Annotated in this window: 23 protein-coding genes, 1 tRNA gene and 1 pseudogene; 18 read left to right on the forward strand and 7 right to left on the reverse strand. The window is 53.1% G+C overall.

Features of this window, described 5'->3' with window-relative positions; genetic code table 11:
• Window positions 1–39: 39 nt before the first annotated feature.
• Window positions 40–1116, reverse strand: a complete 1077-nt coding sequence (epd, locus tag P0Y67_RS10135) for an erythrose-4-phosphate dehydrogenase (RefSeq protein WP_342391771.1) — start codon at window positions 1114–1116, stop codon at window positions 40–42.
• A gap of 640 nt (window positions 1117–1756) precedes the next feature.
• Between epd and metK the strand changes: the two genes are divergently transcribed.
• From metK to P0Y67_RS10150, 3 genes are all read left to right on the forward strand, one after another.
• Window positions 1757–2911, forward strand: coding sequence for a methionine adenosyltransferase (gene metK / locus P0Y67_RS10140; RefSeq protein WP_342391772.1), 1155 nt, complete (start codon window positions 1757–1759; stop codon window positions 2909–2911).
• Between the two features lie 401 nt (window positions 2912–3312).
• Window positions 3313–3816, forward strand: coding sequence for a SprT family zinc-dependent metalloprotease (locus P0Y67_RS10145; protein WP_342391773.1), 504 nt, complete (start codon window positions 3313–3315; stop codon window positions 3814–3816).
• Window positions 3817–3911: 95 nt separating this feature from the next.
• Window positions 3912–4631 (forward strand): endonuclease, encoded by a 720-nt coding sequence (locus P0Y67_RS10150; RefSeq protein WP_446728824.1) that lies wholly within the window; start codon window positions 3912–3914, stop codon window positions 4629–4631.
• Between the two features lie 46 nt (window positions 4632–4677).
• Here P0Y67_RS10150 and P0Y67_RS10155 read toward each other — a convergent pair whose 3' ends face one another.
• Complete coding sequence (locus tag P0Y67_RS10155; protein WP_342391774.1) at window positions 4678–5997, reverse strand: hypothetical protein; 1320 nt, start codon at window positions 5995–5997, stop codon at window positions 4678–4680.
• A gap of 261 nt (window positions 5998–6258) precedes the next feature.
• Here P0Y67_RS10155 and rsmE point away from each other — a divergent pair, with 261 nt between their 5' ends.
• The 4 genes from rsmE to ruvX all read left to right on the forward strand — a co-directional run bounded on the left by rsmE (window position 6259) and on the right by ruvX (window position 9096).
• Window positions 6259–6990: a 16S rRNA (uracil(1498)-N(3))-methyltransferase gene (gene rsmE / locus P0Y67_RS10160; protein ID WP_337112832.1), complete on the forward strand. Its 732-nt coding sequence runs from the start codon at window positions 6259–6261 to the stop codon at window positions 6988–6990.
• A gap of 15 nt (window positions 6991–7005) precedes the next feature.
• Window positions 7006–7956 (forward strand): glutathione synthase, encoded by a 951-nt coding sequence (gene gshB, locus P0Y67_RS10165; protein ID WP_337112831.1) that lies wholly within the window; start codon window positions 7006–7008, stop codon window positions 7954–7956.
• A 151-nt stretch (window positions 7957–8107) separates the two neighbouring features.
• Window positions 8108–8671, forward strand: a complete 564-nt coding sequence (locus tag P0Y67_RS10170) for a YqgE/AlgH family protein (RefSeq protein ID WP_337112830.1) — start codon at window positions 8108–8110, stop codon at window positions 8669–8671.
• Entirely contained in the window at window positions 8668–9096 is a 429-nt protein-coding gene (gene ruvX / locus P0Y67_RS10175) for a Holliday junction resolvase RuvX (protein ID WP_342391775.1), read from the forward strand. The genes P0Y67_RS10170 and ruvX overlap by 4 nt, the downstream gene beginning before the upstream one ends.
• Before the next feature lie 144 nt (window positions 9097–9240).
• Here the strand turns inward: ruvX and P0Y67_RS10180 are convergent, their stop codons facing one another.
• From P0Y67_RS10180 to P0Y67_RS10190, 3 genes and pseudogenes are all read right to left on the reverse strand, one after another.
• Complete coding sequence (locus tag P0Y67_RS10180; RefSeq protein ID WP_342391776.1) at window positions 9241–10557, reverse strand: YjiH family protein; 1317 nt, start codon at window positions 10555–10557, stop codon at window positions 9241–9243.
• Window positions 10558–10748: 191 nt separating this feature from the next.
• Window positions 10749–11855 (reverse strand): annotated as a pseudogene (locus tag P0Y67_RS10185) (PilT/PilU family type 4a pilus ATPase).
• 16 nt (window positions 11856–11871) lie between these two features.
• The gene (locus P0Y67_RS10190) at window positions 11872–12906 is read right to left on the reverse strand and encodes a type IV pilus twitching motility protein PilT (RefSeq protein WP_161446777.1); all 1035 of its coding nucleotides are present in this window, start codon (window positions 12904–12906) and stop codon (window positions 11872–11874) included.
• Window positions 12907–12929: 23 nt separating this feature from the next.
• Here P0Y67_RS10190 and P0Y67_RS10195 point away from each other — a divergent pair, with 23 nt between their 5' ends.
• The 7 genes from P0Y67_RS10195 (at window position 12930) to hemW (ending at window position 17765) form a co-directional block, all read left to right on the forward strand.
• Window positions 12930–13631 carry a YggS family pyridoxal phosphate-dependent enzyme gene (locus P0Y67_RS10195; protein ID WP_342391777.1) on the forward strand — a complete coding sequence of 234 codons (702 nt, stop codon included), beginning with the start codon at window positions 12930–12932 and terminating at the stop codon, window positions 13629–13631.
• Between the two features lie 46 nt (window positions 13632–13677).
• Window positions 13678–14496, forward strand: coding sequence for a pyrroline-5-carboxylate reductase (proC, locus tag P0Y67_RS10200; RefSeq protein ID WP_342391778.1), 819 nt, complete (start codon window positions 13678–13680; stop codon window positions 14494–14496).
• Between the two features lie 9 nt (window positions 14497–14505).
• On the forward strand, window positions 14506–15063 hold the full coding sequence (locus P0Y67_RS10205; RefSeq protein ID WP_027253612.1) for a YggT family protein: 558 nt from the start codon (window positions 14506–14508) through the stop codon (window positions 15061–15063).
• Window positions 15060–15353, forward strand: a complete 294-nt coding sequence (gene yggU, locus P0Y67_RS10210; RefSeq protein ID WP_446728825.1) for a DUF167 family protein YggU — start codon at window positions 15060–15062, stop codon at window positions 15351–15353. The genes P0Y67_RS10205 and yggU overlap by 4 nt, the downstream gene beginning before the upstream one ends.
• Before the next feature lie 125 nt (window positions 15354–15478).
• On the forward strand, window positions 15479–15907 hold the full coding sequence (locus P0Y67_RS10215) for a DUF4426 domain-containing protein (RefSeq protein WP_342391779.1): 429 nt from the start codon (window positions 15479–15481) through the stop codon (window positions 15905–15907).
• Between the two features lie 104 nt (window positions 15908–16011).
• A complete protein-coding gene (locus P0Y67_RS10220; protein WP_342391780.1) occupies window positions 16012–16605 on the forward strand; it encodes an XTP/dITP diphosphatase in 594 nt (197 codons plus the stop codon).
• On the forward strand, window positions 16605–17765 hold the full coding sequence (gene hemW / locus P0Y67_RS10225; protein WP_342391781.1) for a radical SAM family heme chaperone HemW: 1161 nt from the start codon (window positions 16605–16607) through the stop codon (window positions 17763–17765). The genes P0Y67_RS10220 and hemW overlap by 1 nt, the downstream gene beginning before the upstream one ends.
• Before the next feature lie 69 nt (window positions 17766–17834).
• Here hemW and glsB read toward each other — a convergent pair whose 3' ends face one another.
• Window positions 17835–18755: a glutaminase B gene (gene glsB, locus P0Y67_RS10230; RefSeq protein ID WP_027253617.1), complete on the reverse strand. Its 921-nt coding sequence runs from the start codon at window positions 18753–18755 to the stop codon at window positions 17835–17837.
• A gap of 116 nt (window positions 18756–18871) precedes the next feature.
• Entirely contained in the window at window positions 18872–19609 is a 738-nt protein-coding gene (gene trmB / locus P0Y67_RS10235) for a tRNA (guanosine(46)-N7)-methyltransferase TrmB (protein ID WP_027253618.1), read from the reverse strand.
• Window positions 19610–19783: 174 nt separating this feature from the next.
• Between trmB and mutY the strand changes: the two genes are divergently transcribed.
• The 4 genes from mutY to P0Y67_RS10255 all read left to right on the forward strand — a co-directional run bounded on the left by mutY (window position 19784) and on the right by P0Y67_RS10255 (window position 22690).
• On the forward strand, window positions 19784–20845 hold the full coding sequence (gene mutY, locus P0Y67_RS10240) for an A/G-specific adenine glycosylase (RefSeq protein WP_342391782.1): 1062 nt from the start codon (window positions 19784–19786) through the stop codon (window positions 20843–20845).
• Window positions 20846–20923: 78 nt separating this feature from the next.
• Window positions 20924–21196 (forward strand): oxidative damage protection protein, encoded by a 273-nt coding sequence (locus P0Y67_RS10245; protein ID WP_027253620.1) that lies wholly within the window; start codon window positions 20924–20926, stop codon window positions 21194–21196.
• A 130-nt stretch (window positions 21197–21326) separates the two neighbouring features.
• On the forward strand, window positions 21327–22463 hold the full coding sequence (mltC, locus tag P0Y67_RS10250; RefSeq protein WP_342391783.1) for a membrane-bound lytic murein transglycosylase MltC: 1137 nt from the start codon (window positions 21327–21329) through the stop codon (window positions 22461–22463).
• Window positions 22464–22614: 151 nt separating this feature from the next.
• Window positions 22615–22690: transfer RNA gene (locus tag P0Y67_RS10255), tRNA-Phe, on the forward strand.
• The last annotated feature ends 14 nt before the right edge of the window (window positions 22691–22704 follow it).

The raw sequence follows: 22704 nt of genomic DNA on the forward strand, positions 1-22704 counted from the left end.
GTCCTCTCAATAGTCTTACTGTGTAAATGATAAATACATTCAGCCCTGCGATTTTGCCTGGCTGGGGAATTCAGAAACGTCTTGCAGCTGACCACTGACCTGATGCATCACCAGTGCTGTATCCAGCATACGGTTTGCAAATCCCCATTCGTTGTCGCACCAAATCAGCAATTTCAGCAGATGCTGATTACTGACACGCGTCTGGGTGCCATCAACAATAGCGCTGTGGGGATCATGATTGAAGTCAACAGAAACAAGTGGCGCTGTGGTGTAATCGACAATATCCGTCAATGTACACCTGGCAGCCTCGGCCAGGGCTTGATTTACATCATTAACCGAGACATTAGTCTTTACCGTAACGCTCAGATCCATCGCGGTGACGTTAATTGTAGGAACCCTGACTGAAATCGCCTCAAATTTATCCGCAAAATGAGGAAAAATACGGCCGATACCTAAGTGTAATTTTGTGTCGACCGGAATGATCGACTGACTCGCAGCGCGTGTCCGGCGCAGGTCAGTATGATAGGCATCGATCACCTGCTGGTCATTCATGGCTGAATGAATGGTTGTGATCGTGCCGGATTCAATGCCGAAAGCATCATCAAGCACTTTAATCACAGGCACAATGCAGTTGGTGGTACAGGAACCGTTGGAAACAATGCGATCTTGAGGTGACAGGCTGTCTTGGTTCACACCGAAGATGATGGTGTTATCGATATCGTTCGCAGCAGGATGGGAAAACAGGACTTTCTTGGCACCGGCCTGAATATGGGCTTCACCGTCGGCTCTTGAGCCGTACACCCCGGTACAGTCCAGAACAATATCCACTTCCAGATCCCGCCACGGGAGCAACTGGATATCACTCAGATGAAGAATACGAATCGCGTCTTCACTCTGACCATTGGCAATGAACAGATGTTCCTGATCATGGCTGACCTTACAGCCAAAGCGACCATGACTGGAATCATACTGAAGTAGATGTGCCATCGCTTCAGGCTGAGCCAGTTCGTTCACTGCCACGACTTTTATCTGGTGATGTTTGCCGCTTTCATACAAGGCCCGCAGTACACTGCGGCCGATACGGCCAAATCCATTAATTGCGACTCGTAATGTCATATCCGTGCTACGTAAGTGAAAAGCCGCTCTAGTGTATACCAAGCGTTAACGAGATTCATCCTAATTGTGACCCGCCTCACTCCCCAGGATCATTGTCTGCGAGCGTAGCGCAATGCCAGTAAATACGCCCGCTGTCACTCCATCCTTCCTTATAACAGATATATAAATAGTGCTTTATCGGAATAAAAAAAGCTCCCGTCTGGCGTATTTTTTTCATTGTCCGAAATAATTTTTCTGCAACCTATCAATAACAATTGGTCCGAACATCAAATCGCCGCGACTCGATCAGGCAATCGCGGCTCAGATAGCAATACGCGCCGGGACATCAAGAGGCCGGGACGCCTTTCGCAAAGAAAAGAAGGGGCTGTCAACTCACAAAGAAGTTAAATGGTCTGATTTTTTAATGTAACCCAGTATTATTCACCAACAAGATTACAAACCACATAATGAAGATAATCGTTTGGCTGACAATTATCTTATTTCCACACATATCTAGTTGTTGATTTTGATCCCATACAAGTTATTATAGCCGTCTAGACGGAGGTAGCTCTATACATACAGACTGATGATTTATCACTCAGACTGCTGAAAATCACACCTCCAATTACCTTTTAAAGTTTTTCTAATAGTGAGAATACTCATGGCGAAACACCTGTTTACTTCTGAGTCGGTATCGGAAGGCCATCCAGATAAAATTGCAGACCAGATCTCAGATGCAGTCCTGGATGCGATCTTAGAACAAGACCCGAAAGCACGTGTTGCGTGTGAGACTTACGTCAAAACCGGCATGGTCATGGTCGGTGGTGAAATCACCACCACGGCCTGGGTGGATATCGAAGAGCTGACCCGTCAGACAGTGCGCGACATTGGTTACGTCCATTCAGACATGGGTTTTGATGCCAACTCTTGTGCCGTTCTGAGCGCGATTGGTAAGCAGTCTCCTGATATTAACCAGGGTGTTGACCGCAGCGACCCGAAAGATCTGGGTGCGGGCGATCAGGGGATCATGTTCGGTTACGCCACCAACGAAACTGAAGTGCTGATGCCGGCCCCTGTCACTTATGCCCACCGTCTGGTTGAGCGTCAGGCGAAAGTCCGTAAAAACGGTACGCTGCCATGGCTGCGCCCGGATGCCAAAAGCCAAGTCACCTTTGCTTATGACCAGGGCAAAATCGTGGGTATCGATGCCGTGGTTCTGTCCACTCAGCACTGTGACAGCATTGAGCTGCCTGTACTGCAAGAAGCGGTGATGGAAGAAATCATCAAGCCAGTGCTGCCGGCAGAGTGGCTGACCCAAGACACCAAATACTTCATCAACCCAACCGGCCGCTTTGTGATCGGTGGGCCAATGGGTGACTGTGGTCTGACTGGCCGTAAAATTATCGTTGATACCTACGGCGGCGCGGCACGTCACGGCGGTGGTGCCTTCTCGGGTAAAGATCCATCGAAAGTGGATCGCAGTGCGGCCTACGCCGCCCGTTATGTGGCGAAGAACATTGTCGCGGCTGGTCTGGCTGACCGCTGTGAAATCCAGTTGTCGTATGCGATTGGTGTTGCCGATCCAACATCTATCATGGTGGAAACCTTCGGCACCGAGAAAGTCTCTCATGATCTGATCGTGGACGCCGTGCGTCACCACTTCGACCTGCGCCCATACGGCCTGATCGAAATGCTGGATCTGCTGCAACCTATCTACCAGAAAACCGCAGCATACGGTCACTTTGGTCGCGAAGAATTCCCTTGGGAAAAAACCGACAAAGCCGATCTGCTGCGCGATTACGCCAACATCAAGTAATCCGTTCAGAATCCGCAAGGCTGTGATTCTTACTCGTGAAAAAGGAAGCTTCGGCTTCCTTTTTCATTGCTTTCCTTTCGCTCCGTCCGCTCCGTCCGATCCCCTGTACAGCTCTTTCAGCTTAGGGTCACCGATGTTCTAAAAGCAGATCAAGCTGTTACCCCATCTCTAAAAAAACAGATAACAACATGAAAATAAAAACATTTTAGTGATTTTTACTTCCCATGTTCCAATCGCTCCAAAAGCTGCTCATCTGTGGCTGTACAGCTTACTGAGGTTTTGACCACCCATGATCCAAATGCTGTCATTGCTGTACAAGACGCATTTCAGGCCTATTGCGGGTAGAAAATCCGCGCCAGACCTTTCATACTGAGCCTCTTGTTTGTTTACCTTTCAGCGTTATGGACTCACTACAACAAGCCATGATTGAGCGGACCCTCGCCTGCCTTCGACAGGCTGAAAACAAGCTTGGCAAACCGTTTCCCGATCCGGTCATCCGTTTTACCCAACGCGGTAAAATTGCTGGTAGTGCGCGGATGCAAAGCTGGGAGATCCGCTATAACCCGATTTTACTGGCAGAAAACCCGCAGGCTTTTCTGGCCGAAGTGGTACCCCATGAACTGGCTCACCTGCTCACGTATGCCTGCCATGGCAAAGTGCGTCCGCATGGCCCGGAATGGCAAAAAATGATGACTGAGGTGTTTCATGTGCCGGCGCGCACCACCCACAGCTTCGATACCTCTTCTGTGAGCGGGCGTACTTTCCCTTACCGCTGCCAGTGCCGGGAGCATCAGCTCACTGTCAGGCGGCATCATAAAATTCTGCGTCAGCAGGCCATCTATCACTGCATGCAATGCCACCAGCCCTTGACGCCCATTACTGGAAATGCGCCGCAGTCATATTGAAAATTTGATTTTTTACACACAGATAACGTGAAACACTTCTAAAAAATTCCGGTACTGATAACATCATCACCCTGTATTCAGTCACCGGAAATCCCATGTTAATCAAGCTGAAAAGGCTAATGACTGTCGCGCTGCTAAGCGTCAGTACCCTGTCCAATCCCGTATTGGCAGACTCACCGCAAAACTTCTCCAAAGCAAAAAAACTGCTGGTCAACATTTATCAGGATCACAATGAGAGCTTTTACTGTGGCTGCCGGATTGAGTGGCAAGGGAAAAAGGGCGTCCCGGATTTAAACAGCTGTGGCTATCAGGTACGCAAGCAGGAAAAACGTGCCAGCCGGATTGAATGGGAGCACGTGGTTCCGGCCTGGCAGTTTGGTCATCAGCTGCAATGCTGGCAGGATGGCGGGCGTAAAAACTGCCGCAAAGACCCGACCTTCAGCAAGATGGAAGCCGACATGCATAACCTGACCCCGGTCATCGGCGAAGTGAACGGCGATCGTTCCAACTACCGCTTTACTCCCTGGCGCGAAAATGACGGTGCCTATTACGGTCAGTGCGATATCAAAGTGGATTTCAAGAACCGCCGGGTCGATCCGCCGCCACGTGCCAGAGGGGCCATTGCCCGCACCTATCTTTACATGGAGCAGGAATACCGCTTCCGTCTGGCGAAAAGTCAGCGCCAGCTGATGCAGGCCTGGCATCAGAGCTACCCGGTCAGCCCCTGGGAGTGCGAAAGGGATCGACGTATTGCGAAAATCCAGCACAAGCACAACGGCTTTGTGCTGAATGCATGTCAGCAGGCAGGGCTTTAATCGAACATCGGCTGAGATCAGGGGCTCTCAGCCGTTTGCCTCTTCTTTAGTGACGCAGCATCTCGTCCAGATAACGCTGGCTGTGGTCGGTCATCGGCGCCAGAGCCTTACGGCTGAAACGCTCAAATCTGGCCGACATCACAGCAGTCCGCGCCTGGCACCAGCCGTAACCATAGGGCAGATCCACCGGCATTGCGCTGGCGATGGATGCAAATTCAGCGCTCAGCTCCTGCTGCAATATACTTTCTGAGACCAGCCTGGCGCGCGGCACAACCTCTTGCTGCGCCAGTCGGTTACGCTGGCCCCAGCCGATGATCAAATCGTCGCAGCTGTAGTTCGCAAAAGCCGGTGAAGCGGTAAACGCCACATCAGAGAGCGCACCATATTCCCGCCACATCATGTAGGCTTCAAACAGCATGGCAACATCTTCAGCATCGGTGTAATAACCATAAAAATCAGCGGCACCATCGGGCTCGAACGCCGCGCCTGCCTGCTCAGGTGACAGCGTGGTTGACGCAGATGCGCCGCCGAAATAACGCTCGGCCATCAATTGTAAACTATCCGCAGAAAGCGCATGGGCTTGTCGCAGTGCCGTCTGAACCCAGTTGCCTTGAATCAGCTGGATGTTGTTGCCGATGCTGGTTGACATATTCAGCATGCTGAGCTGATCCGGCGGCAGGAAGTCGTTGGCATGCGCCAGCTCATGAACCAGCAGATTAAACAGCCCGGGGGCGATTTCCGATTTGCTTCGCCAGGAATTGACAGTCACATCAAAAGTATTGCTGTAAGTGACATACTCACCATTGCTGTACACGTAACGCTGCAGAGCCAGAAACGGCAGTGACTCGGCAAAGCCGGCGCGGTAATCCTGCTGCTGGTAGATGTCATTCCACTCGGCCTGATCGCGCCACAGATAACGCGGATCGATATAGATACTTGCGGTGTCTGTATGATAGAAAGACGGGCGGATATCAAGACTGAGTACGATGACATTGAGTGGCTTAAACAGGTTCAGTACATCCTGCGGTAAGTCACGCACCACATCCATGAAACTGTCTCCCATCCAGTGATGGGACACCAGCAATCGTTCGGCGATATCCTCCGGGGTCAGATCACCCGGAATGTCATAGCCGAGTGGCGCAATATCCTGCAACTGACAGGACTGCCCCTGCTTATAGATAACAGCACAATCTTCGGCTGCCAGTCCGTACGGACTGGTGCTCAGATACGGTTGCAGGCTGGCCAGCAAAGGATCGCCATTCACATTCAGACTGCGCTCGCCAGACTTGCCGTCACCGCCACAGCCCGCCGCCAGCAGCGCCGCCATAAGGATCGCCAGTCGGCGCGTTCCCTGTGTGATTGTCATTCTTGTTCTGTCCCCTGTACACCAGCGCCGCCGTAAAGCCGGCATTTTAGGGGATATGGGGGTCAATCCCACTGACTTTTTGCCGGAGTTATGAGCCGCATCAATGTCGGCTCGTACAGCTTTTGCGCGAGATAACACTTCAGCGCGGCTCTGCTGCGTTTCATCGCGCATGATTCAGCACTGTGCAATGTTCGGTACATTGCCGCCAAGCTTGATATACTGACGCCAGGAATAACCACCAAAGCCAACGAATTTAATACTATGAGAGTGCCACGTATTTTCCATCCTGAGACCCTGCCTGCAAGCGGCAGAGTGCCCCTGAGTGACGACGCCGCCAACCATGTCGGCCGCGTGATGCGCATGCAGCCGGGCCAGGAAATTCTGTTGTTCGACGGCAGCAATGCTGAATTCCCGGCTGTCATTACCGAAGCCGGTAAAAAAAATGTCGAAGTAGAGATCTCTGCCCGTGTTGAGCACAGTGTGGAGTCCCCTTTGGATCTGCATTTGGGCCAGGTGATTTCCCGCGGCGATAAAATGGAATTCACGATTCAGAAATCCGTCGAGCTGGGCGTCAACAGCATTACGCCGCTGATCTCAGAGCGCTGCGGTGTCAAACTGACTCAGGACAGGTTCGACAAGAAACTGTCCCAGTGGCAAAAAATCGCCATCAGCGCCTGCGAGCAATGCGGCCGCAATGTGGTGCCGGAAATCCGTCCTGTGATGAAGCTGGAAGACTGGTGCGCAGAAGAATTTGACGGCCTGAAGTTGAATTTGCATCCAAGAGCCCAATATTCCATTAATACCCTGCCCGCACCTGTGACCCGGGTCCGTCTGCTGATCGGGCCGGAAGGCGGCCTGTCAGAGCAGGAAATCACTATGACAGAAACATACCGCTTCAGCGAAGTGTTGCTGGGTCCCCGGGTTCTCAGAACTGAAACTGCCGCGATGACGGCGATAACTGCGCTACAGGTCCGCTTTGGCGATCTTGGCTAACCAAGGAGAAAAGACATGATCAAATTGGGTATTGTGATGGATCCCATCCAGTCCATTACCATCAAAAAGGATTCCAGCTTTGCGATGATGCTTGAAGCGCAGCGTCGCGGCTGGGAAATCCATTACATGGAAATGGCTGATCTGTCTCTGGAGCAAGGCAAAGCGATCGCCCGCACCCGGATCGTCAAACTGCAGGAAGATCCGGCCGACTGGTTCAGCTTCCACGGTGAGCAGGAAATCGAACTGAGCGAGCTCGATGCCGTGCTGATGCGTAAAGATCCGCCGTTCGATACTGAATACATCTACGCCACCTATATTCTGGAGCGTGCTGAAGAACAGGGCACCCTGATCGTCAATAAACCCCAGAGCCTGCGTGACTGTAATGAAAAACTCTACACCGCCTGGTTCCCGGAACTGACGCCAACCACAATTGTGACCCGCCGGGCAGAGAAGATCCGCGCTTTCCAGCAGGAACACGGCGATATCATACTCAAACCGCTGGATGGTATGGGCGGCTCGTCGATTTTCCGCGTCAAGGCCGGCGATCCGAACCTGTCGGTGATCATTGAAACCCTGACCAATCACGGTGAATACTACTGCATGGCGCAAACGTTCGTGCCGGACATCAGTAACGGCGACAAGCGCATTCTGGTGGTGGACGGCGAGCCGATGCCTTACTGCCTGGCCCGGATTCCGGCCGAAGGGGAAACCCGCGGCAATCTGGCCGCCGGTGGCCGCGGCGAACCCCGCCCGCTGAGCGAGACTGACCGTAAAATTGCTGAAGCCGTCGCCCCGGCACTGAAAGAAAAAGGGCTGATTTTTGTTGGCCTGGATGTGATCGGCGACAAGCTGACGGAAATCAATGTCACCAGCCCAACCTGTATTCGCGAAATTGAAGCGGCGTATGATATTTCGATTACGGGCAAACTCATGGATGCCATTGAACGTCGCCTGAAAACCGCTTAATACTTCTGAAACCTCGGCGTGTTGTCTGTCAAAGTTGACAACACGTCACGTTTTCATTTTTAACAACACCTTTCTCAGACTTACCATTTCGGCCAATTCATCCCCATACTGTAATGAAAGAGCCTGTCTGAGAGCGTGTAAGGACTGAACGATGAATCTCACCAATCATTTTCTGGTGGCCATGCCCAGTCTGCAGGACCCGCACTTCAAACGCAGTGTGGTGTATGTGTGCGAGCATAATGATGAAGGCGCGATGGGTATCGTCATTAACTTACCGATTGATGTCTCTGTCGGCAGCATGCTGGAGCAGATTAAGGTAGAGCGCGACTTACCCGTTGCGCATCCGGCCAGCCTGGAAAAGCCTGTCATGATCGGCGGTCCGGTGGCCAGTGACCGGGGATTTATCCTGCACAACAGCAAAGAAGAATACAGCTCCAGCCTTGACCTGACCGAAGAGATCAAGATGACCACATCAACCGATATCCTGCCATTACTGGGTACCCAGAATGAGCCGAGCCAATTTCTGGTCGCGCTGGGCTATGCCGGCTGGACCGCCGGTCAGCTGGAGCAGGAACTGGCCGACAATAGCTGGCTGACCATGGAAGCCGATCCCAAGGTGGTGTTTGAAACCCCCATCAATGAACGCTGGGACAAAGCCGTCGCCAAACTGGGTATCCATTCCGCCAACTTATCCACTGAAATAGGACATTCATGAGCACCTCTCGTACGGTACTAGCCTTCGACTATGGTACCAAAAGCATTGGCGCCGCCATCGGCCAGGAGCTGACGGGGACAGCCAGTCCCCTGTCGGCCCTGAAAGCCAACGACGGCATTCCCAGCTGGGAAGCGATTGAAAAATTACTGAAAGAATGGCAACCCGACCTGATTGTGGTCGGCCTGCCGCTGGATGTTTACGGCCAGGAGCTGGAAAGTATCACCCCGCGCGCCCGCAAATTTGCCAACCGCCTGCACGGCCGGTTCGGGTGTCAGGTCGAATTGCATGATGAACGTTTGAGTACGGTCGAAGCGCGCTCAGATCTCTTTGCTCGTGGTGGCTACCGCTCACTCAGCAAAGGTAATGTCGACTCTCAGTCTGCCGTGATTATTCTCGAAAGCTGGTTCGAACAGCAATACGGTTGATCGCTCGGTACAGCGTTTTTAGTTTTGAGATCATGGCTGACCCAAAGCCCTGAACGATCAACGCTGCCGACAAAAAAAGCCCTGAAAGCAAACGCTTCAGGGCTTTTTGTCACTCAACGTTATCAGGCCACTGTGATGGCAAACTTACATCTGCCCGGCCACAAACATCGCAAACGGAATCGCCAGCAGCAAGCTCAGCGCGGTACGGATAAACCAGATCACCACCAGCCGCCCGACACTGAGCGGAATAGAGGTCGACAGAATGCAGGGAATGGAGGCAGAAAAGAACAGCACGCTGGACACACAAATCACGCCCGCCGCCATACGCACCACAAACTCCGCCTCGCGCAGCAGCAAGGCAGGCAGGAACATTTCCGCCAGACCCGATGCCGAGGCCTGCGCCAGTTCTTTCGCGCCATCAATGCCCCACACCGCGGTAAACGGGTAGAACAGATAGCCCAGCCACTCAAACACTGGGGTGTATTTCGCCACCAGCAAACCAATCAGGCCCACAGACATGATGGATGGCAGGATGGAAATGGTCATCACCAGGCCGTCTTTGATGGTAGATAAGACATTGCTGCCCACAGCCGGTGCCTGACGGGCCACATTCATGCCGGTCTGGTAAGCTGTCTGCAGTCGCCCTTCGCTGCCGGCATCAGGTTCAGGATCCGCCACGGATTCATCCATCTGACGTAACGGCGGCAGACGGACAGTAATCGCGGTGACGATGAAAGTGATCACCAGAGTGCCCCAGAAATACAGGTTCCAGACCGACATCAGATCCAGGGTTTTCGCCACTATGATCATAAAAGTGGCCGACACGGTCGAGAAGCCGGTGGCGATGATCGCCGCCTCTTTGGCTGAGTATTGCCCTGATTTGTATACTCTATTGGTGATCAACAACCCCAGAGAATAACTGCCGACGAATGAGGCAACCGCATCAATCGCAGAGCGCCCCGGCGTACGCCAGATCGGCCGCATCACAGGCTGCACCAGGATGCCAATCAGTTCCAGCAGACCATAACTGACCAGAAACGACAGGAAAACAGCCCCGACAGGAACGATAAGCCCGACCGAGATCACCAGCTTCTCGAACAGAAACGGCAGCATGTCTTTGCTGTGCAGAAACTCTGGCCCAGCCCCTGTTACCGCCATCAGTGCTGCGCCGGCGCCCATGACTTTGAGTACAGAAAAGACTTTATCTGTCAGGCTCTTTGACCATTGGCCGGTAACAAAAGGATAGACAGCACCTATCACTATCATGGCAAAGGCATACCAGGCAACACCGCTCCCCAGCCAGACTTTGATTTGACTAACCAAATGATCCAGCGGGATAGTCGATTTTCCATTCACAGAAATTGGAACGAAAAAGAAAAATATCCCGACAGCACTGAGAAACACTAAGCGGAAACGTGCCAGTGCATCCGATGCACTGACACGAGACTGAGATTGTTCCATGTTATTCACTCCCTCTACACGTTATTTGTATATACATATAGAGAGAGGGTAAACAGAGCGCAAGGTGGTTATTTTGAAACCACTAAGGGGATCACAAAGATTTAACGCAAGAGTAACAATGTCACAAGCCGTACAGCTTGATCCGCTCTGGGATCATGGGTGGGCAAAAGCTCCCCCGGCTGTACCTGCTATCAGTCAAACCGGATCGTAACCCCGTCCAGCCCGCCACCTGAGCTCTGGCCTGACTGGCCGGTTTTGATCATCAGGCGCAAGTCATTAGCCGAATCGGCATAACTGAGGGCATCGTTCTCGCGGATTTTGCCTTGCCTGAACAGTGCATACAGCGACTGATCAAAAGTGATCATGCCATGCTCACGCCCTTTGCCCATGGTGGCTTTCAGTTCATGCAATTCTCCGCGCCGGATAAGATCCGACACTCTGGGCGTGTTGATCAGTAACTCAAACACCGCATGACGTCCCTCACCGGAGGGATCGGAGATCAGCTGTTGCGCCAGTATCCCTTTCAGGTTCAGCGACAAATCAAACAAAAACGACTCCCGCCGCTCTTTCGGCACTAAATGCAGTATCCGTTCCAGCGCCTAATTGGCATTATTGGCATGCAGGGTCGCCATGCACAGATGGCCGGTTTCGGCAAAATTGAGCGCATGCTCCATGGTTTCCTGATTGCGTATTTCACCAATCAGAATCATATCCGGTGCCTGGCGCAAAGAATTTTTCAGCGCCACTTCATAGCTTGCGGTATCTAAACCGACCTCGCGCTGGGTCACTATGCATTGCTGGTGCTGATGAATAAATTCTATCGGGTCTTCAACCGTCAGAATATGACCGCTGCTATGGCGGTTTCTGTGCCCTGTCAGCGCGGCCATGGAAGTTGACTTACCTGAACCGGTCGCCCCGACCACCAGAATCAAGCCCCGTTTCGCCAGCGCCATGGCTTTCATGGGTTCAGGCAGGCTGAGAGAATCCATGTCGGGAATAACGGTTTCAATACGGCGAATCACCATGCCCGGCTGCTCACGCTGCCAGAAGGCACTGATACGAAAACGGCACTCACCGCGCACCAGTGCAAAGTTTGCTTCTTTGAGCCCGACAAAGCTCAGCCACTGCTCGGCAGACATTGCCTGCTGGCACAAAGCAGTCAGCTGTTCTGCCGACAGACATTCACCGAGTGAACACAGCCGCCCGTTAATCTTCAGCTGGCAGGGCGCCGCCACTGTGAGATATACATCCGACGCCTGCTTGTCGGCCATCTGGCTGAGAATAAAATCCAAATTCATGGCTAGTTGTCCTGCCTCATAATCCCTGATTTCGCTCAACCACCCGGGCGGCTTCCTCAGGCTCAATCAACCCTTGGGCCATTAAGCGGTTAACGGCCTGCTCCATCGTCTGCATCCCCAAACCGGCCCCGGTCTGGATCATGGAATACATCTGCGCCACTTTATCTTCGCGGATCAGGTTTCGGATCGCCGGGGTTGCCAGCATGATTTCATGGGCCGCCATTCTGCCACCGCCAGGGCATTTCAGCAGAGTCTGTGCGATCACCGCCCGCAGTGATTCCGACAGCATGGAGCGCACCATGGCTTTATCATTGCCGGGGAAGACATCAATGATCCTGTCAATCGCCTTGGCCGCCGAGCTGGTGTGCAGGGTGCCCAGCACCAGATGGCCGGTTTCGGCCGCCGTCAGCGCTAAACGTATGGTTTCCTGATCACGCAATTCACCGACCATGATCACATCGGGATCTTCGCGCAACGCCGAGCGCAGCGCATTCTGAAAGCTGTGGGTATCACGGTGCACTTCGCGCTGATTGATCAGACAGCGTTTGCTTTGATGAACAAACTCCACCGGATCCTCAATGGTCAGAATATGGCGGTGAGTGTGGGTGTTAATATGATCGACCATAGCGGCAATGGTGGTGGACTTGCCTGAACCTGTCGCTCCGGTGACCAGCACCAGGCCGCGCTGGCTCTGAGCAATCTGGTAAAACACCTCTGGTACCTGCAGGGTTTCCAGAGAGGGCACAGACTGGGGAATGGTACGGAACACCGCGGCACAGCCGCGGGACTGCTGGAACGCATTGACCCGAAACCGGCCGACATCGGGCAAGACAAAAGAAAAATCCACTTCCAGCCTTTCTTCATATTCACGCCGCTGGCCGTCATTCATAATGTCGGTGATCAGCCGGTTCGCCTCTTCATGGCTCAGAGGCGGGATGCTGAGCGGCCTGACATCACCGTCTACCCGAATCATTGGCGATACCCCAGCGGAAAGGTGCAGATCGGAGGCGTTATGCTTTACACTAAAGTCCAGTAGTTCGGTGATATCCATACATTTTCCCTAAAGAATCAATTATGAGTAGTATCAAACAAAATATTACACAGGTCACCCGCGAGATCCGGCAGGCCTGCGAAAAATGCGGCCGCGATACAGATTCAGTGCAACTGCTGGCGGTCAGTAAAACCAAACCGGTCAGCGCCATTGCTGAAGCCATTGCGGCGGGACAACACGCCTTTGGCGAAAACTATGTTCAGGAAGGCGTTGAGAAAATTCAGTATTTTTCTCAGTCTGACCAACAATTAGTCTGGCATTTTATCGGCCCTGCCCAGTCCAACAAAACACGCCCGATAGCCGAACATTTCGATTGGGTGCATTCGGTCGACCGGCTCAAAATCGCCCGCCGGCTCAGCGAGCAGCGCCCGGCAACACTGCCGCCTCTGAAAATACTGCTTCAGGTCAACACCAGTGGCGAGGCGTCCAAATCGGGGGTCGACTTTGATGAGCTGGCAGAGCTGGCGGCTGAAGTGGCCGCCTTACCCAATCTAGAGCTGCGCGGGCTGATGTCGATTCCGGAGAAAGCCGACGACTATACCAGCCAGTTCAGCGCCTTTTCCGCGCTGGCAAAGGCCAGAGATGCTTTGCAGCAACGCCTGCCGCAAGCCAGATTGGATACCCTGTCGATGGGCATGAGCGGCGACATGGAAGCGGCCGTGGCCGCCGGCAGCACTATGGTGCGCATCGGGACCGCTATCTTTGGCGCCAGGGATTACAGTTAAATTCGCTTGAAGCATCAGGCGCTCATTACGTTCAGAAGGATTTCTCATGGAACAACGTACAATCGCTTTTATCGGCGCCGGTAACATGGCCCGCTCCATCATTGCCGGCCTGGTTGCCAGCGGTTATCCTGCCGATAAAATCACCGCCACCGCGCCAAGTGCCGAGCGCCGTGAACCACTGGCTCGTGAATACGGTATTCATACCGACAGCGACAATCTGCGCGCCGCCCAGCAAGCCGAGGTCATCGTACTGGCGGTCAAACCTCAGTTAATGGCCAGCGTCTGCGAGCCGCTGCAAGCCATCGATTTTGACGGCAAACTGGTGATCTCCATCGCTGCGGGGATCTCAGTGGCTCGCCTGCAGGAGATGCTGGCAGCAACAGTCAGCTTGGTGCGGGTGATGCCCAATACCCCTTCGCTGATTGGCAAAGGCATGAGCGGTATGTATGCCGATGCCAGTGTCAGCAGCCGGGATCGTAATTTCTCTGACAGCCTGATGGCAGCGGTAGGTAAAACCTGCTGGGTATCAGAAGAGTCAGGGATCAATGGCGTGATTGCCGCTGCCGGCAGTGCACCTGCTTACTTTTTCCTGTTCATGGAAGCCATGCAGAACGAAGCGATCCGTCAGGGGTTTGACAAAGAGACCGCGCGTGAACTGGTTCAGCAGGCCGCACTGGGCGCAGCCGGCATGGTGATCGCCAGCCCGGACACAGAGCTGTCAACCCTGCGTGAACAGGTGACCTCAAAAGGCGGCACCACAGCAGAGGCGATCCGCACATTTAATGAAGCGCAACTTAGTGATATCGTAGCCAAAGCCATGCAGGCCGCTGTCAGCCGCGCACAGGAAATGGAAAAATTATTTTAAGGTAACAATATGAATGCTATTGCTTTTTTAGTCAGCACCCTCTTTGATCTCTATATCATGGTGGTGCTGCTGCGACTGTGGCTGCAATGGGCCAAGGCGGATTTCTATAATCCCTTTTCTCAGTTTGTGGTGAAAGTCACCCAGCCTGTCCTCGGCCCGCTGCGTCGTGTTATCCCCTCAATCGGCTCGCTCGATCTGGCCACTGTGCTGTTTGCTTACCTGCTCACGGTAGGAAAGTTTATCGCGCTGCAAGTGGTGCTGACCAATGGCGGAGTGGCATTCAGCCCGGATCTGTTCTGGATCGCCGGATTATCCTTGCTCAAAGCGGCCGGTGGCCTGCTGTTCTGGGTGCTGCTGATCCGTGCCATCCTGAGCTGGGTCAGCCAGGGACGCAGCCCGATCGAGTACGTGATGCATCAGCTGACCGAACCGATGACAGCGCCAATCCGCCGCATCATTCCGGCCATTGGCGGCCTGGATCTGAGCGTACTGGTGCTTTTTGTTGGCCTGCACTTCGCCAATATCCTGATGGGCGATCTGATTGGCCCTATCTGGTTCCAGCTGTGAGCCTGACACCCGTCTGTATTGATAAAGCGGATCTGATGATCCGCTTTTATGTACAACCCAAGGCCAGCCGGGATCAGTTTGTCGGCCTTCATGGCGACGAAATCAAAGTTGCCATCACGGCTCCGCCGGTTGACGGCAAAGCGAACGGCCACCTGGTCAAATTTCTGGCCAAGCAGTTCAGGGTAGCCAAAGGACAAATCATCATAGAAAAGGGAGAAACGGGCCGGCACAAACTCGTCCGGATACAAGCGCCACAAGTCATGCCCCCGCTCGTCAGCGCCTTGCTGTAATTCTGATACCCGCAAAGACGCCGTCCGCGGACCACTCTATACTTTAAACAATTAACGCTTTATCCCTTTTGAATGTAAGGTCTTACTCCGTGTGACATACTTCGACAGGACAGAAGGACGACACCATGAAACAGTTACTGATTGCTATTATTGCAACCATAGGTTTTGCCCTGCCAGCACAGGCAGAGCAACTCAAAAACATCGGCGAGCTGGAAGTTCACTATTCCACCTTTCCATCTACCTTCCTGACGGCGGATATCGCGAAAAACTACCGCATTCAGCGCAGCCGCTATTCGGCCCTGATCAATGTCACTGTGCTCGATACCAGCGCCGAAGGTAAACCGGCTGTCGCGGCAGTAGTTAAAGGCACAGCGCGTAATCTGGTCGGCAATGAGAAAAACCTCACATTCCGTGAAGTACGCGAAGGCGATGCTATTTACTACATTGCCGAGCTGAGCCATGCCAATGAAGAACGCTTCCGTTTTAATATTGATGTCTCCCGCCAGTCCACCAGCGGTAATATTCAGTTCGAACAGACCTATTTCGCCGAATAAGCCGCGCCAGCAGAAAAGCGGAGGAGCACGCTTCTTTTCTGTCTTTGGCATTTGCTCTGGCTGTGGGTATCATAGCGCCCCAGCCTTACAGACCAGGAGTCTTCATGAGCAAATTAGTACTTGCGACCGGCAACCAGGGGAAAGTCAGTGAAATGGCCAACCTGCTTGCCGATTTCGGTTTCGAGGTCATCGCCCAGACAGATCTTAACGTCTCTGATGTCGCCGAAACCGGCACGACATTCATTGAGAATGCCATTATCAAAGCGCGTCACGCCGCCAGAGAAACCGGCCTGCCGGCGATTGCTGATGATTCCGGTCTCGAAGTGGATGCCCTCAAAGGCGCACCCGGTATTTACTCTGCCCGTTATGCCGGAGCAGGCGCCAGCGATCAGGCGAATCTGGAAAAGCTGCTCGATGCCATGAAAGATGTGCCGGATGCTGAACGCACCGCCCGCTTCCACTGTGTACTGGTCATGATGCGCCATGCTGATGACCCGACACCGCTGGTGTGCCACGGCAAATGGGAAGGACGTATTCTCCACCAGGCCAGAGGCGAGAATGGCTTTGGCTATGATCCTGTTTTCTGGGTCCCGGAAGCCGACTGCGCCTCAGCCGAGCTGTCCCCTGAACGAAAAAAGCAATTGTCACACCGCGGCAAAGCCTTGCAACACCTCTTTGCTGCCCTGAAGGACGCCTGATGTTAGTACCGCCACCACTGAGCCTGTATGTACACATTCCCTGGTGTGTCCAGAAATGTCCCTACTGCGATTTCAACTCTCATGCGCTGAAGCACGACATTCCCGAGCTGGATTACATCGACGCTCTGCTTGAGGATCTGGCTATCGATCTTGATCGCTATCAGCTGGCTGATGGCAGCCGGGCTCTGCACTCCATTTTTATCGGTGGCGGCACCCCGAGCCTGATTTCCGCACCGGAGATCGGACGACTGCTGGCAGGCATTGAGGCCAGAATCCCGTTCAGTGACCAGATTGAAATCACCATGGAAGCCAATCCCGGCACAGTGGAAGCCGGCCGCTTTCAGGCTTACCGCGAGGTGGGCGTCAACCGGATTTCCATCGGTGTGCAGAGTTTTCAGGATGACAAGCTCAAACGCCTGGGCCGGATTCACGGCAAAGGCGAAGCTGTGCGCGCTGCCGCACTGGCCGAAGAGGCCGGGCTGAACAGCTTCAATCTGGATCTGATGCATGGCCTGCCGGATCAATCCGTCGAAGATGCCATGTCAGATCTCAGGCAAGCAATCGCCTTAAACCCGCCGCATCTGTCCTGGTATCAGCTGACTATCGAGCCCAATACGCTGTTTTATTCCAAACCGCCGACCCTGCCGGATGATGATGAACTGTGGGATATTTTCGAACAGGGCCATGTGCTGCTGGCCGAGGCGGGTTATCAGCAGTATGAAATTTCCGGTTACAGCAAGCCCGGCATGCAGTGCCAGCACAACCTCAATTACTGGCGCTTTGGCGATTACCTTGGCATTGGCTGCGGCGCCCACGGCAAGGTGAGCTTTGCTGACGGCCGCATCACCCGTACCGTGAAAGTCAAACACCCGCGCGGCTACCTGAATCGCCAGAAAGCCTATTTGGATCAGGAAACCCAGGTCGGTGATGAAGAGCGGCCGTTTGAGTTTTTCATGAACCGCTTCCGGTTGCTGGAAGCCTGTCCGAAGCAGGACTATGTCGAGCGGACAGGCCTGTCGCTGGACAGTATTCGCCAGCCGATCAGCTGGGCGCTGGACAAGCAATATCTGCTGGATCAAGGCGACAGCTGGCAAATCACCGAACAGGGAAAGCTCTTTTTGAATGATTTACTGGCCGCTTTTGTCGAGGAAGACCAGTAACCAGGCTATTATTCGCTGGCAGCCTGCTGCCAGCGATTGTCACTTGCAGACACAGAAGATAGGGTACGGTCAGAAAATAGAGCGGCCAATCCGCTCTGCCAGCAGCTCCAGCGCTGCGGTGCCGGCCACTGAATTGCCCGATGCATCCAGCTCAGGCGACCAGACCGCAATCGACATTTCCCCCGGCACAATAGCGACAATACCGCCGCCAACCCCGGATTTACCCGGCATGCCGACACGATAAGCAAACTCACCGGCACCATCATACAGACCACAGGTTGCCAGCAGTGCGTTGATTTGTTTGCTTTGCGTGGGCGAAATCAGCGGGGTATCTGTGCCCAGTGGCATGCCTTTGTTGGCCAGGTAGCTGAAGGTCCGGGCCAGATCAACACAACTCATTTTAAGCGCACAGTAGCCGAAATAATTACCCAGCACAGGCACAACATCGTTTTTGAAATTGCCGAACGCCCGCATCAGATAGGCAATCGCCGCATTGCGATCACTGTGTTGCATTTCCGATGCCGCCACGTCCTTGTCGTAAGCGACATCCGGGTTACACGCCAGACTGCGCACCAGCTCCAGCATCCGGTACTGCGGCGCGGAGAGACGGCTGTGCAGCAGATCCGACACCACCAGCGCACCGGCATTAATGAAAGGGTTACGCGGGATACCCTGCTCCAGCTCCAGCTGGATCATCGAATTAAACGCATGCCCAGACGGCTCTTTACCGACCCGGGACCAGATTTCATCCGCCTCATACAGTGTCATGGCCAGAGTCAGGCTCAGCACTTTGGAGATCGACTGGATTGAGAAGCCTTCTTCACTGTCGCCGGCCTGAATAATTTCACCGTCGTTGTAGCAGACTGCGATGCCAAGCCTGTTGGCGGGAACCTGTGCCAGCGCAGGGATATAGTCGGCGACTTTGCCCTGGCCGATTAAGGGTCTGACTTCATCCAGAATGTCATTCAGCAACTGCTTATTTGGCTTCATTCACTCTCTCCAGAGGACAAAAAAGCCAACTCAGAGGCTGGCTTTTCAGGCTAATAATGTTTTCGGGTCAACATCTTACTCTATGTTGCTCCTGAATGGCTTTGAACCATAGCACATTATTCTGTTCGCGCGAACTTCATATCCCACACACCGTGACCCAGTCGATGCCCGCGGGCTTCAAACTTAGTCAGCGGACGCTCCTCCGGACGAGGGATATAATCACCATCTTGCGCGGTATTCTCATAACCAGGCGCCGCTTTCATCACATCCACCATGTGTTCTGCGTAATTTTCCCAGTCTGTTGCCATGTGGAAAATACCGCCGATTTTCAGCTTTTTACGTACCATTTCCACAAAAGCAGGCTGCACAATGCGGCGCTTATGGTGACGGGCTTTGTGCCACGGATCAGGGAAGAACAACTGGACTGTATCCAGGCTGCCATCCGGGATCATATGCTCAAACACTTCAACGGCGTCATGACACATCACACGCAGATTCGTCAGGCCTTCCGCTTCCGCGGCCATCAGACAGGCGCCGACGCCAGGGCTGTGCACTTCAATACCGATGAAGTTTTTCTCTGGCGCATTCTTTGCCATCTCAACCAGAGAGGCCCCCATACCAAAGCCAATTTCCAGCACCACATGGCCTTCCCGGCCATAAACTTCAGTCCAGTTCAGTGCTTGCTTGTCAAAATCGATCCCCATGTTCGCCCAGTTATTTTCCAGCGCCAGTTGCTGGCCCTTGGTTAAACGACCTTCACGACGCACAAAGCTGCGGATCTTGCGTACCAGCTTACCGTCTTCTGTGTATTCAGTCAGGGTGACGTCAGCGTTTGTTCTGGATTCTTGGCTCATGGGTCCTTACCTAAAATTTGGAGTGTTTGGCACTAATGGATCCGGCATTATCCAAAGTTCACGGCCGAGTGCAAGTGCCCTGACAGATTGAAGCCGGCAGCGCTTTGTGTTGCAATCAGCACCGCAGACGCAAACTTGCCTGCACCAATTCGATAATAAAGTGAGCAATCCCCTGTGAGTACTCGTTTTTCTGACGCCATTCTGGTCTGGTACGACAAATATGGCCGCAAAACCCTGCCCTGGCAGCATGATAAAACGCCTTATAAAGTCTGGTTGTCTGAAATCATGCTGCAACAGACCCAAGTCGCCACTGTTATTCCCTACTTTGAACGTTTCATGGCGCGCTTCCCTACCGTCAGTGATCTGGCCAAAGCCGATCAAGACGAGGTTCTTCATCTGTGGACGGGTCTGGGTTATTACGCCCGGGCCCGAAACCTGCACAAAGCCGCAAAGCAGATAGTGTCTGAACACAACGGCAAGTTCCCGGAAACGATTGAGCAGGTTATGGCCTTGCCTGGCGTGGGCCGATCCACAGCAGGGGCCGTGCTTTCTTTGTCGCTCAAACAGCATCACCCGATTTTAGACGGTAACGTAAAACGGACGCTGGCCCGTTGTTATGCCATAGAAGGCTGGCCGGGGAAAAAGCCGGTGGAAAACGCCCTGTGGGAAATCGCCGAGAAGAATACCCCGGCTGAGGGCGTGGAGCGCTACAACCAGGCCATGATGGATATGGGGGCCATGATATGTACCCGCAGCAAGCCCAAGTGCGAACTCTGCCCGGTGGCCAACATATGTCAGGCGAAAGCGCAAAGCCGCCAGGCCGATTTTCCGGGTAAGAAGCCCAGAAAAACCCTGCCGGAAAAGCAGACCTGGTTTGCCATTTTTCAGCATGGCAGTGAAGTCTGGCTGGAACAGCGGCCTCCTGTCGGTATCTGGGGCGGATTATGGTGCTTTCCGCAACACGACAGCGAAAATATCCAGCCTCTGCTCACCCAGCGCCTTGGTGCGTCGGCCTCTGATGAACTGAAGGCTGAGCACCTCAATGCTTTTCGTCATACCTTCAGTCACTATCACCTCGACATAGTGCCGCTGCGATACCAGCTCACTCAATTGCCATCCATGATCAACGACAGTCACCACGGGCAATGGTATAACCTGCTCAACCCACCACAGGTAGGATTAGCCGCCCCCGTGGTACAAATTCTGGAAAGCCTGCGTTACGAGCTTGAATCGTGACGGTATAACCGAGAAACTAGTGGAAAGAAACCAGTGACCAGTCTTTGATGACTGGCAAATAAGATAACTGAGGATCCCATGAGCCGTACTGTATTTTGTGCCCGACTGAAGAAAGACGCTGAAGGTCTGGATTTCCAACTGTATCCAGGTGAACTGGGTAAACGTATTTTCGATAACATCTCTAAAGAAGCCTGGGCTGAATGGCAAAGCAAACAGACCATGCTGATCAACGAAAAGAAACTCAATATGATGGATCCGGAGCACCGCAAGCTGCTGGAAGCAGAAATGGTGAAGTTCCTGTTCGAAGGTCAGGATGTTGTCATCGACGGTTATACGCCACCTAGCGAGTAACACTCAGCGCAAGTTTCATGTGCACGAATGTCACGTTCTCAGGCGCCAATGCCTGAAAAACGTACCGTGAACAACAATAAAATGACATTATTTGCCAAAAGCAAGTGATGTCATTTTTTATATGAATAGCATGAAAAAAACACTCCTTCTTGCCACACTGGCACTAAGCCTGAGTGGTTGCAGCCGTGAATTGGTTGAAAATATCTACGGTGTAAATTACGCACCGACCAATCGGTTTGCCAAAAATCTGGCGCCATTGCCCGGACAATTTACCAAAGATACCGCGGCTCTTGATCGTCTGATCCATAGTTTCAGCGGCCAGGTGAAGCAGCGCTGGGGGGATGATAACGTCCTGATTGCCAGTAAGCGCCACTACGTCAAATATACCAATGGCTACCAGAGCCGGGCCCATGTCGACTTCGACAAAGGGGTAGTGACCATTGAAACGGTCGCGACCACCAACCCCAAACAGCATCTGATCAATGCGATCGCCACCACACTGCTCACGCCCGCCGATCCCGCTGAGGTGGATCTGTATTCTGCCCAGGATTTCGCCCTGAGTGGCAGCCCGTTCTTACTCGGTCAGGTGCTGGATCAGGATGGAAAGTCCATTGAATGGTCCTGGCGGGCTAAGCGTTATGCTGAATATCTGGTCAACAACCAGCTCAAGAAAAAGCAGGTGCGCTTTCAGCAGGCCTATTACGTCGATATTCCCATGGTGGCAGACCACGTCAGTAAGCGAAGCTACAAATACGCCGACATAGTACGGGATGCCTCTCGCCGTTATGGCATTAAAGAAGATCTCATTTACGCCATCATTAAAACTGAAAGCAGCTTCAACCCTTATGCCGTCAGCCCGGCCAATGCCTATGGCCTGATGCAGGTTGTGCCTAAAACCGCCGGGGCGGATGTCTTTAAGCTGGTCAAAAAACAAGCCGGGCAGCCTTCCCCGCAATATCTGTTTGATCCGGCGAAAAATATCGATACAGGCACAGCCTATTTTTACCTGTTGCAAAACCGCTATCTGAAAGAGGTGCGCAACCCGCTGTCGCTGCACTACAGTATGATCTCAGCCTATAATGGCGGAACCGGTGGGGTGTTGAGCGCGTTCAACCGTAACCGTAAACGGGCGATGCAGGATTTAAACCAGCTGCAGCCGAATCAGGTTTATTGGGCGTTAACAAACAAGCATCCCAAAGCAGAAGCTCGTCGTTATTTAGAGAAAGTGACTCGCTATCAGAAAGAATTTCATAACGGAAAAATCTGATACAGAGTAATAACTTTGCGCTGAATAACCGGAATAACGCCGACTCCTGAACCTCAGCGAACAAAAAGCGAGCAAGCAATCGACATTCGCACTTTTTTATGGAAAAAGGTATTGACGATGAGGGCCAAAACCCGTTTAATAGCGCTCCGTTGCCTCGATAGCTCAGTCGGTAGAGCAGAGGATTGAAAATCCTCGTGTCGGTGGTTCGATTCCGCCTCGAGGCACCATATTTCTTTATGGT

Origin of the sequence: Photobacterium sp. SP02 (assembly GCF_038519165.1) — a bacterium.
GTDB lineage: Bacteria > Pseudomonadota > Gammaproteobacteria > Enterobacterales > Vibrionaceae > Photobacterium > Photobacterium halotolerans.

What these genes read in the sequence shown, in the direction of transcription:
- trmB (WP_027253618.1), bottom strand. Translation starts at nt 19,609, where the DNA reads ATGAGCCAAGAATCCAGAACAAACGCTGACGTCACCCTGACTGAATAC.
- ruvX (WP_342391775.1), top strand. Translation starts at nt 8,668, where the DNA reads ATGAGCACCTCTCGTACGGTACTAGCCTTCGACTATGGTACCAAAAGC.
- glsB (WP_027253617.1), bottom strand. Translation starts at nt 18,755, where the DNA reads ATGAAGCCAAATAAGCAGTTGCTGAATGACATTCTGGATGAAGTCAGA.
- P0Y67_RS10170 (WP_337112830.1), top strand. Translation starts at nt 8,108, where the DNA reads ATGAATCTCACCAATCATTTTCTGGTGGCCATGCCCAGTCTGCAGGAC.
- P0Y67_RS10180 (WP_342391776.1), bottom strand. Translation starts at nt 10,557, where the DNA reads ATGGAACAATCTCAGTCTCGTGTCAGTGCATCGGATGCACTGGCACGT.
- P0Y67_RS10245 (WP_027253620.1), top strand. Translation starts at nt 20,924, where the DNA reads ATGAGCCGTACTGTATTTTGTGCCCGACTGAAGAAAGACGCTGAAGGT.
- mltC (WP_342391783.1), top strand. Translation starts at nt 21,327, where the DNA reads ATGAAAAAAACACTCCTTCTTGCCACACTGGCACTAAGCCTGAGTGGT.
- P0Y67_RS10155 (WP_342391774.1), bottom strand. Translation starts at nt 5,997, where the DNA reads ATGACAATCACACAGGGAACGCGCCGACTGGCGATCCTTATGGCGGCG.
- P0Y67_RS10220 (WP_342391780.1), top strand. Translation starts at nt 16,012, where the DNA reads ATGAGCAAATTAGTACTTGCGACCGGCAACCAGGGGAAAGTCAGTGAA.
- P0Y67_RS10190 (WP_161446777.1), bottom strand. Translation starts at nt 12,906, where the DNA reads ATGGATATCACCGAACTACTGGACTTTAGTGTAAAGCATAACGCCTCC.
- metK (WP_342391772.1), top strand. Translation starts at nt 1,757, where the DNA reads ATGGCGAAACACCTGTTTACTTCTGAGTCGGTATCGGAAGGCCATCCA.
- P0Y67_RS10150 (WP_446728824.1), top strand. Translation starts at nt 3,912, where the DNA reads ATGTTAATCAAGCTGAAAAGGCTAATGACTGTCGCGCTGCTAAGCGTC.
- gshB (WP_337112831.1), top strand. Translation starts at nt 7,006, where the DNA reads ATGATCAAATTGGGTATTGTGATGGATCCCATCCAGTCCATTACCATC.
- P0Y67_RS10195 (WP_342391777.1), top strand. Translation starts at nt 12,930, where the DNA reads ATGAGTAGTATCAAACAAAATATTACACAGGTCACCCGCGAGATCCGG.
- epd (WP_342391771.1), bottom strand. Translation starts at nt 1,116, where the DNA reads ATGACATTACGAGTCGCAATTAATGGATTTGGCCGTATCGGCCGCAGT.
- hemW (WP_342391781.1), top strand. Translation starts at nt 16,605, where the DNA reads ATGTTAGTACCGCCACCACTGAGCCTGTATGTACACATTCCCTGGTGT.
- P0Y67_RS10205 (WP_027253612.1), top strand. Translation starts at nt 14,506, where the DNA reads ATGAATGCTATTGCTTTTTTAGTCAGCACCCTCTTTGATCTCTATATC.
- proC (WP_342391778.1), top strand. Translation starts at nt 13,678, where the DNA reads ATGGAACAACGTACAATCGCTTTTATCGGCGCCGGTAACATGGCCCGC.
- rsmE (WP_337112832.1), top strand. Translation starts at nt 6,259, where the DNA reads ATGAGAGTGCCACGTATTTTCCATCCTGAGACCCTGCCTGCAAGCGGC.
- P0Y67_RS10215 (WP_342391779.1), top strand. Translation starts at nt 15,479, where the DNA reads ATGAAACAGTTACTGATTGCTATTATTGCAACCATAGGTTTTGCCCTG.
- P0Y67_RS10145 (WP_342391773.1), top strand. Translation starts at nt 3,313, where the DNA reads ATGGACTCACTACAACAAGCCATGATTGAGCGGACCCTCGCCTGCCTT.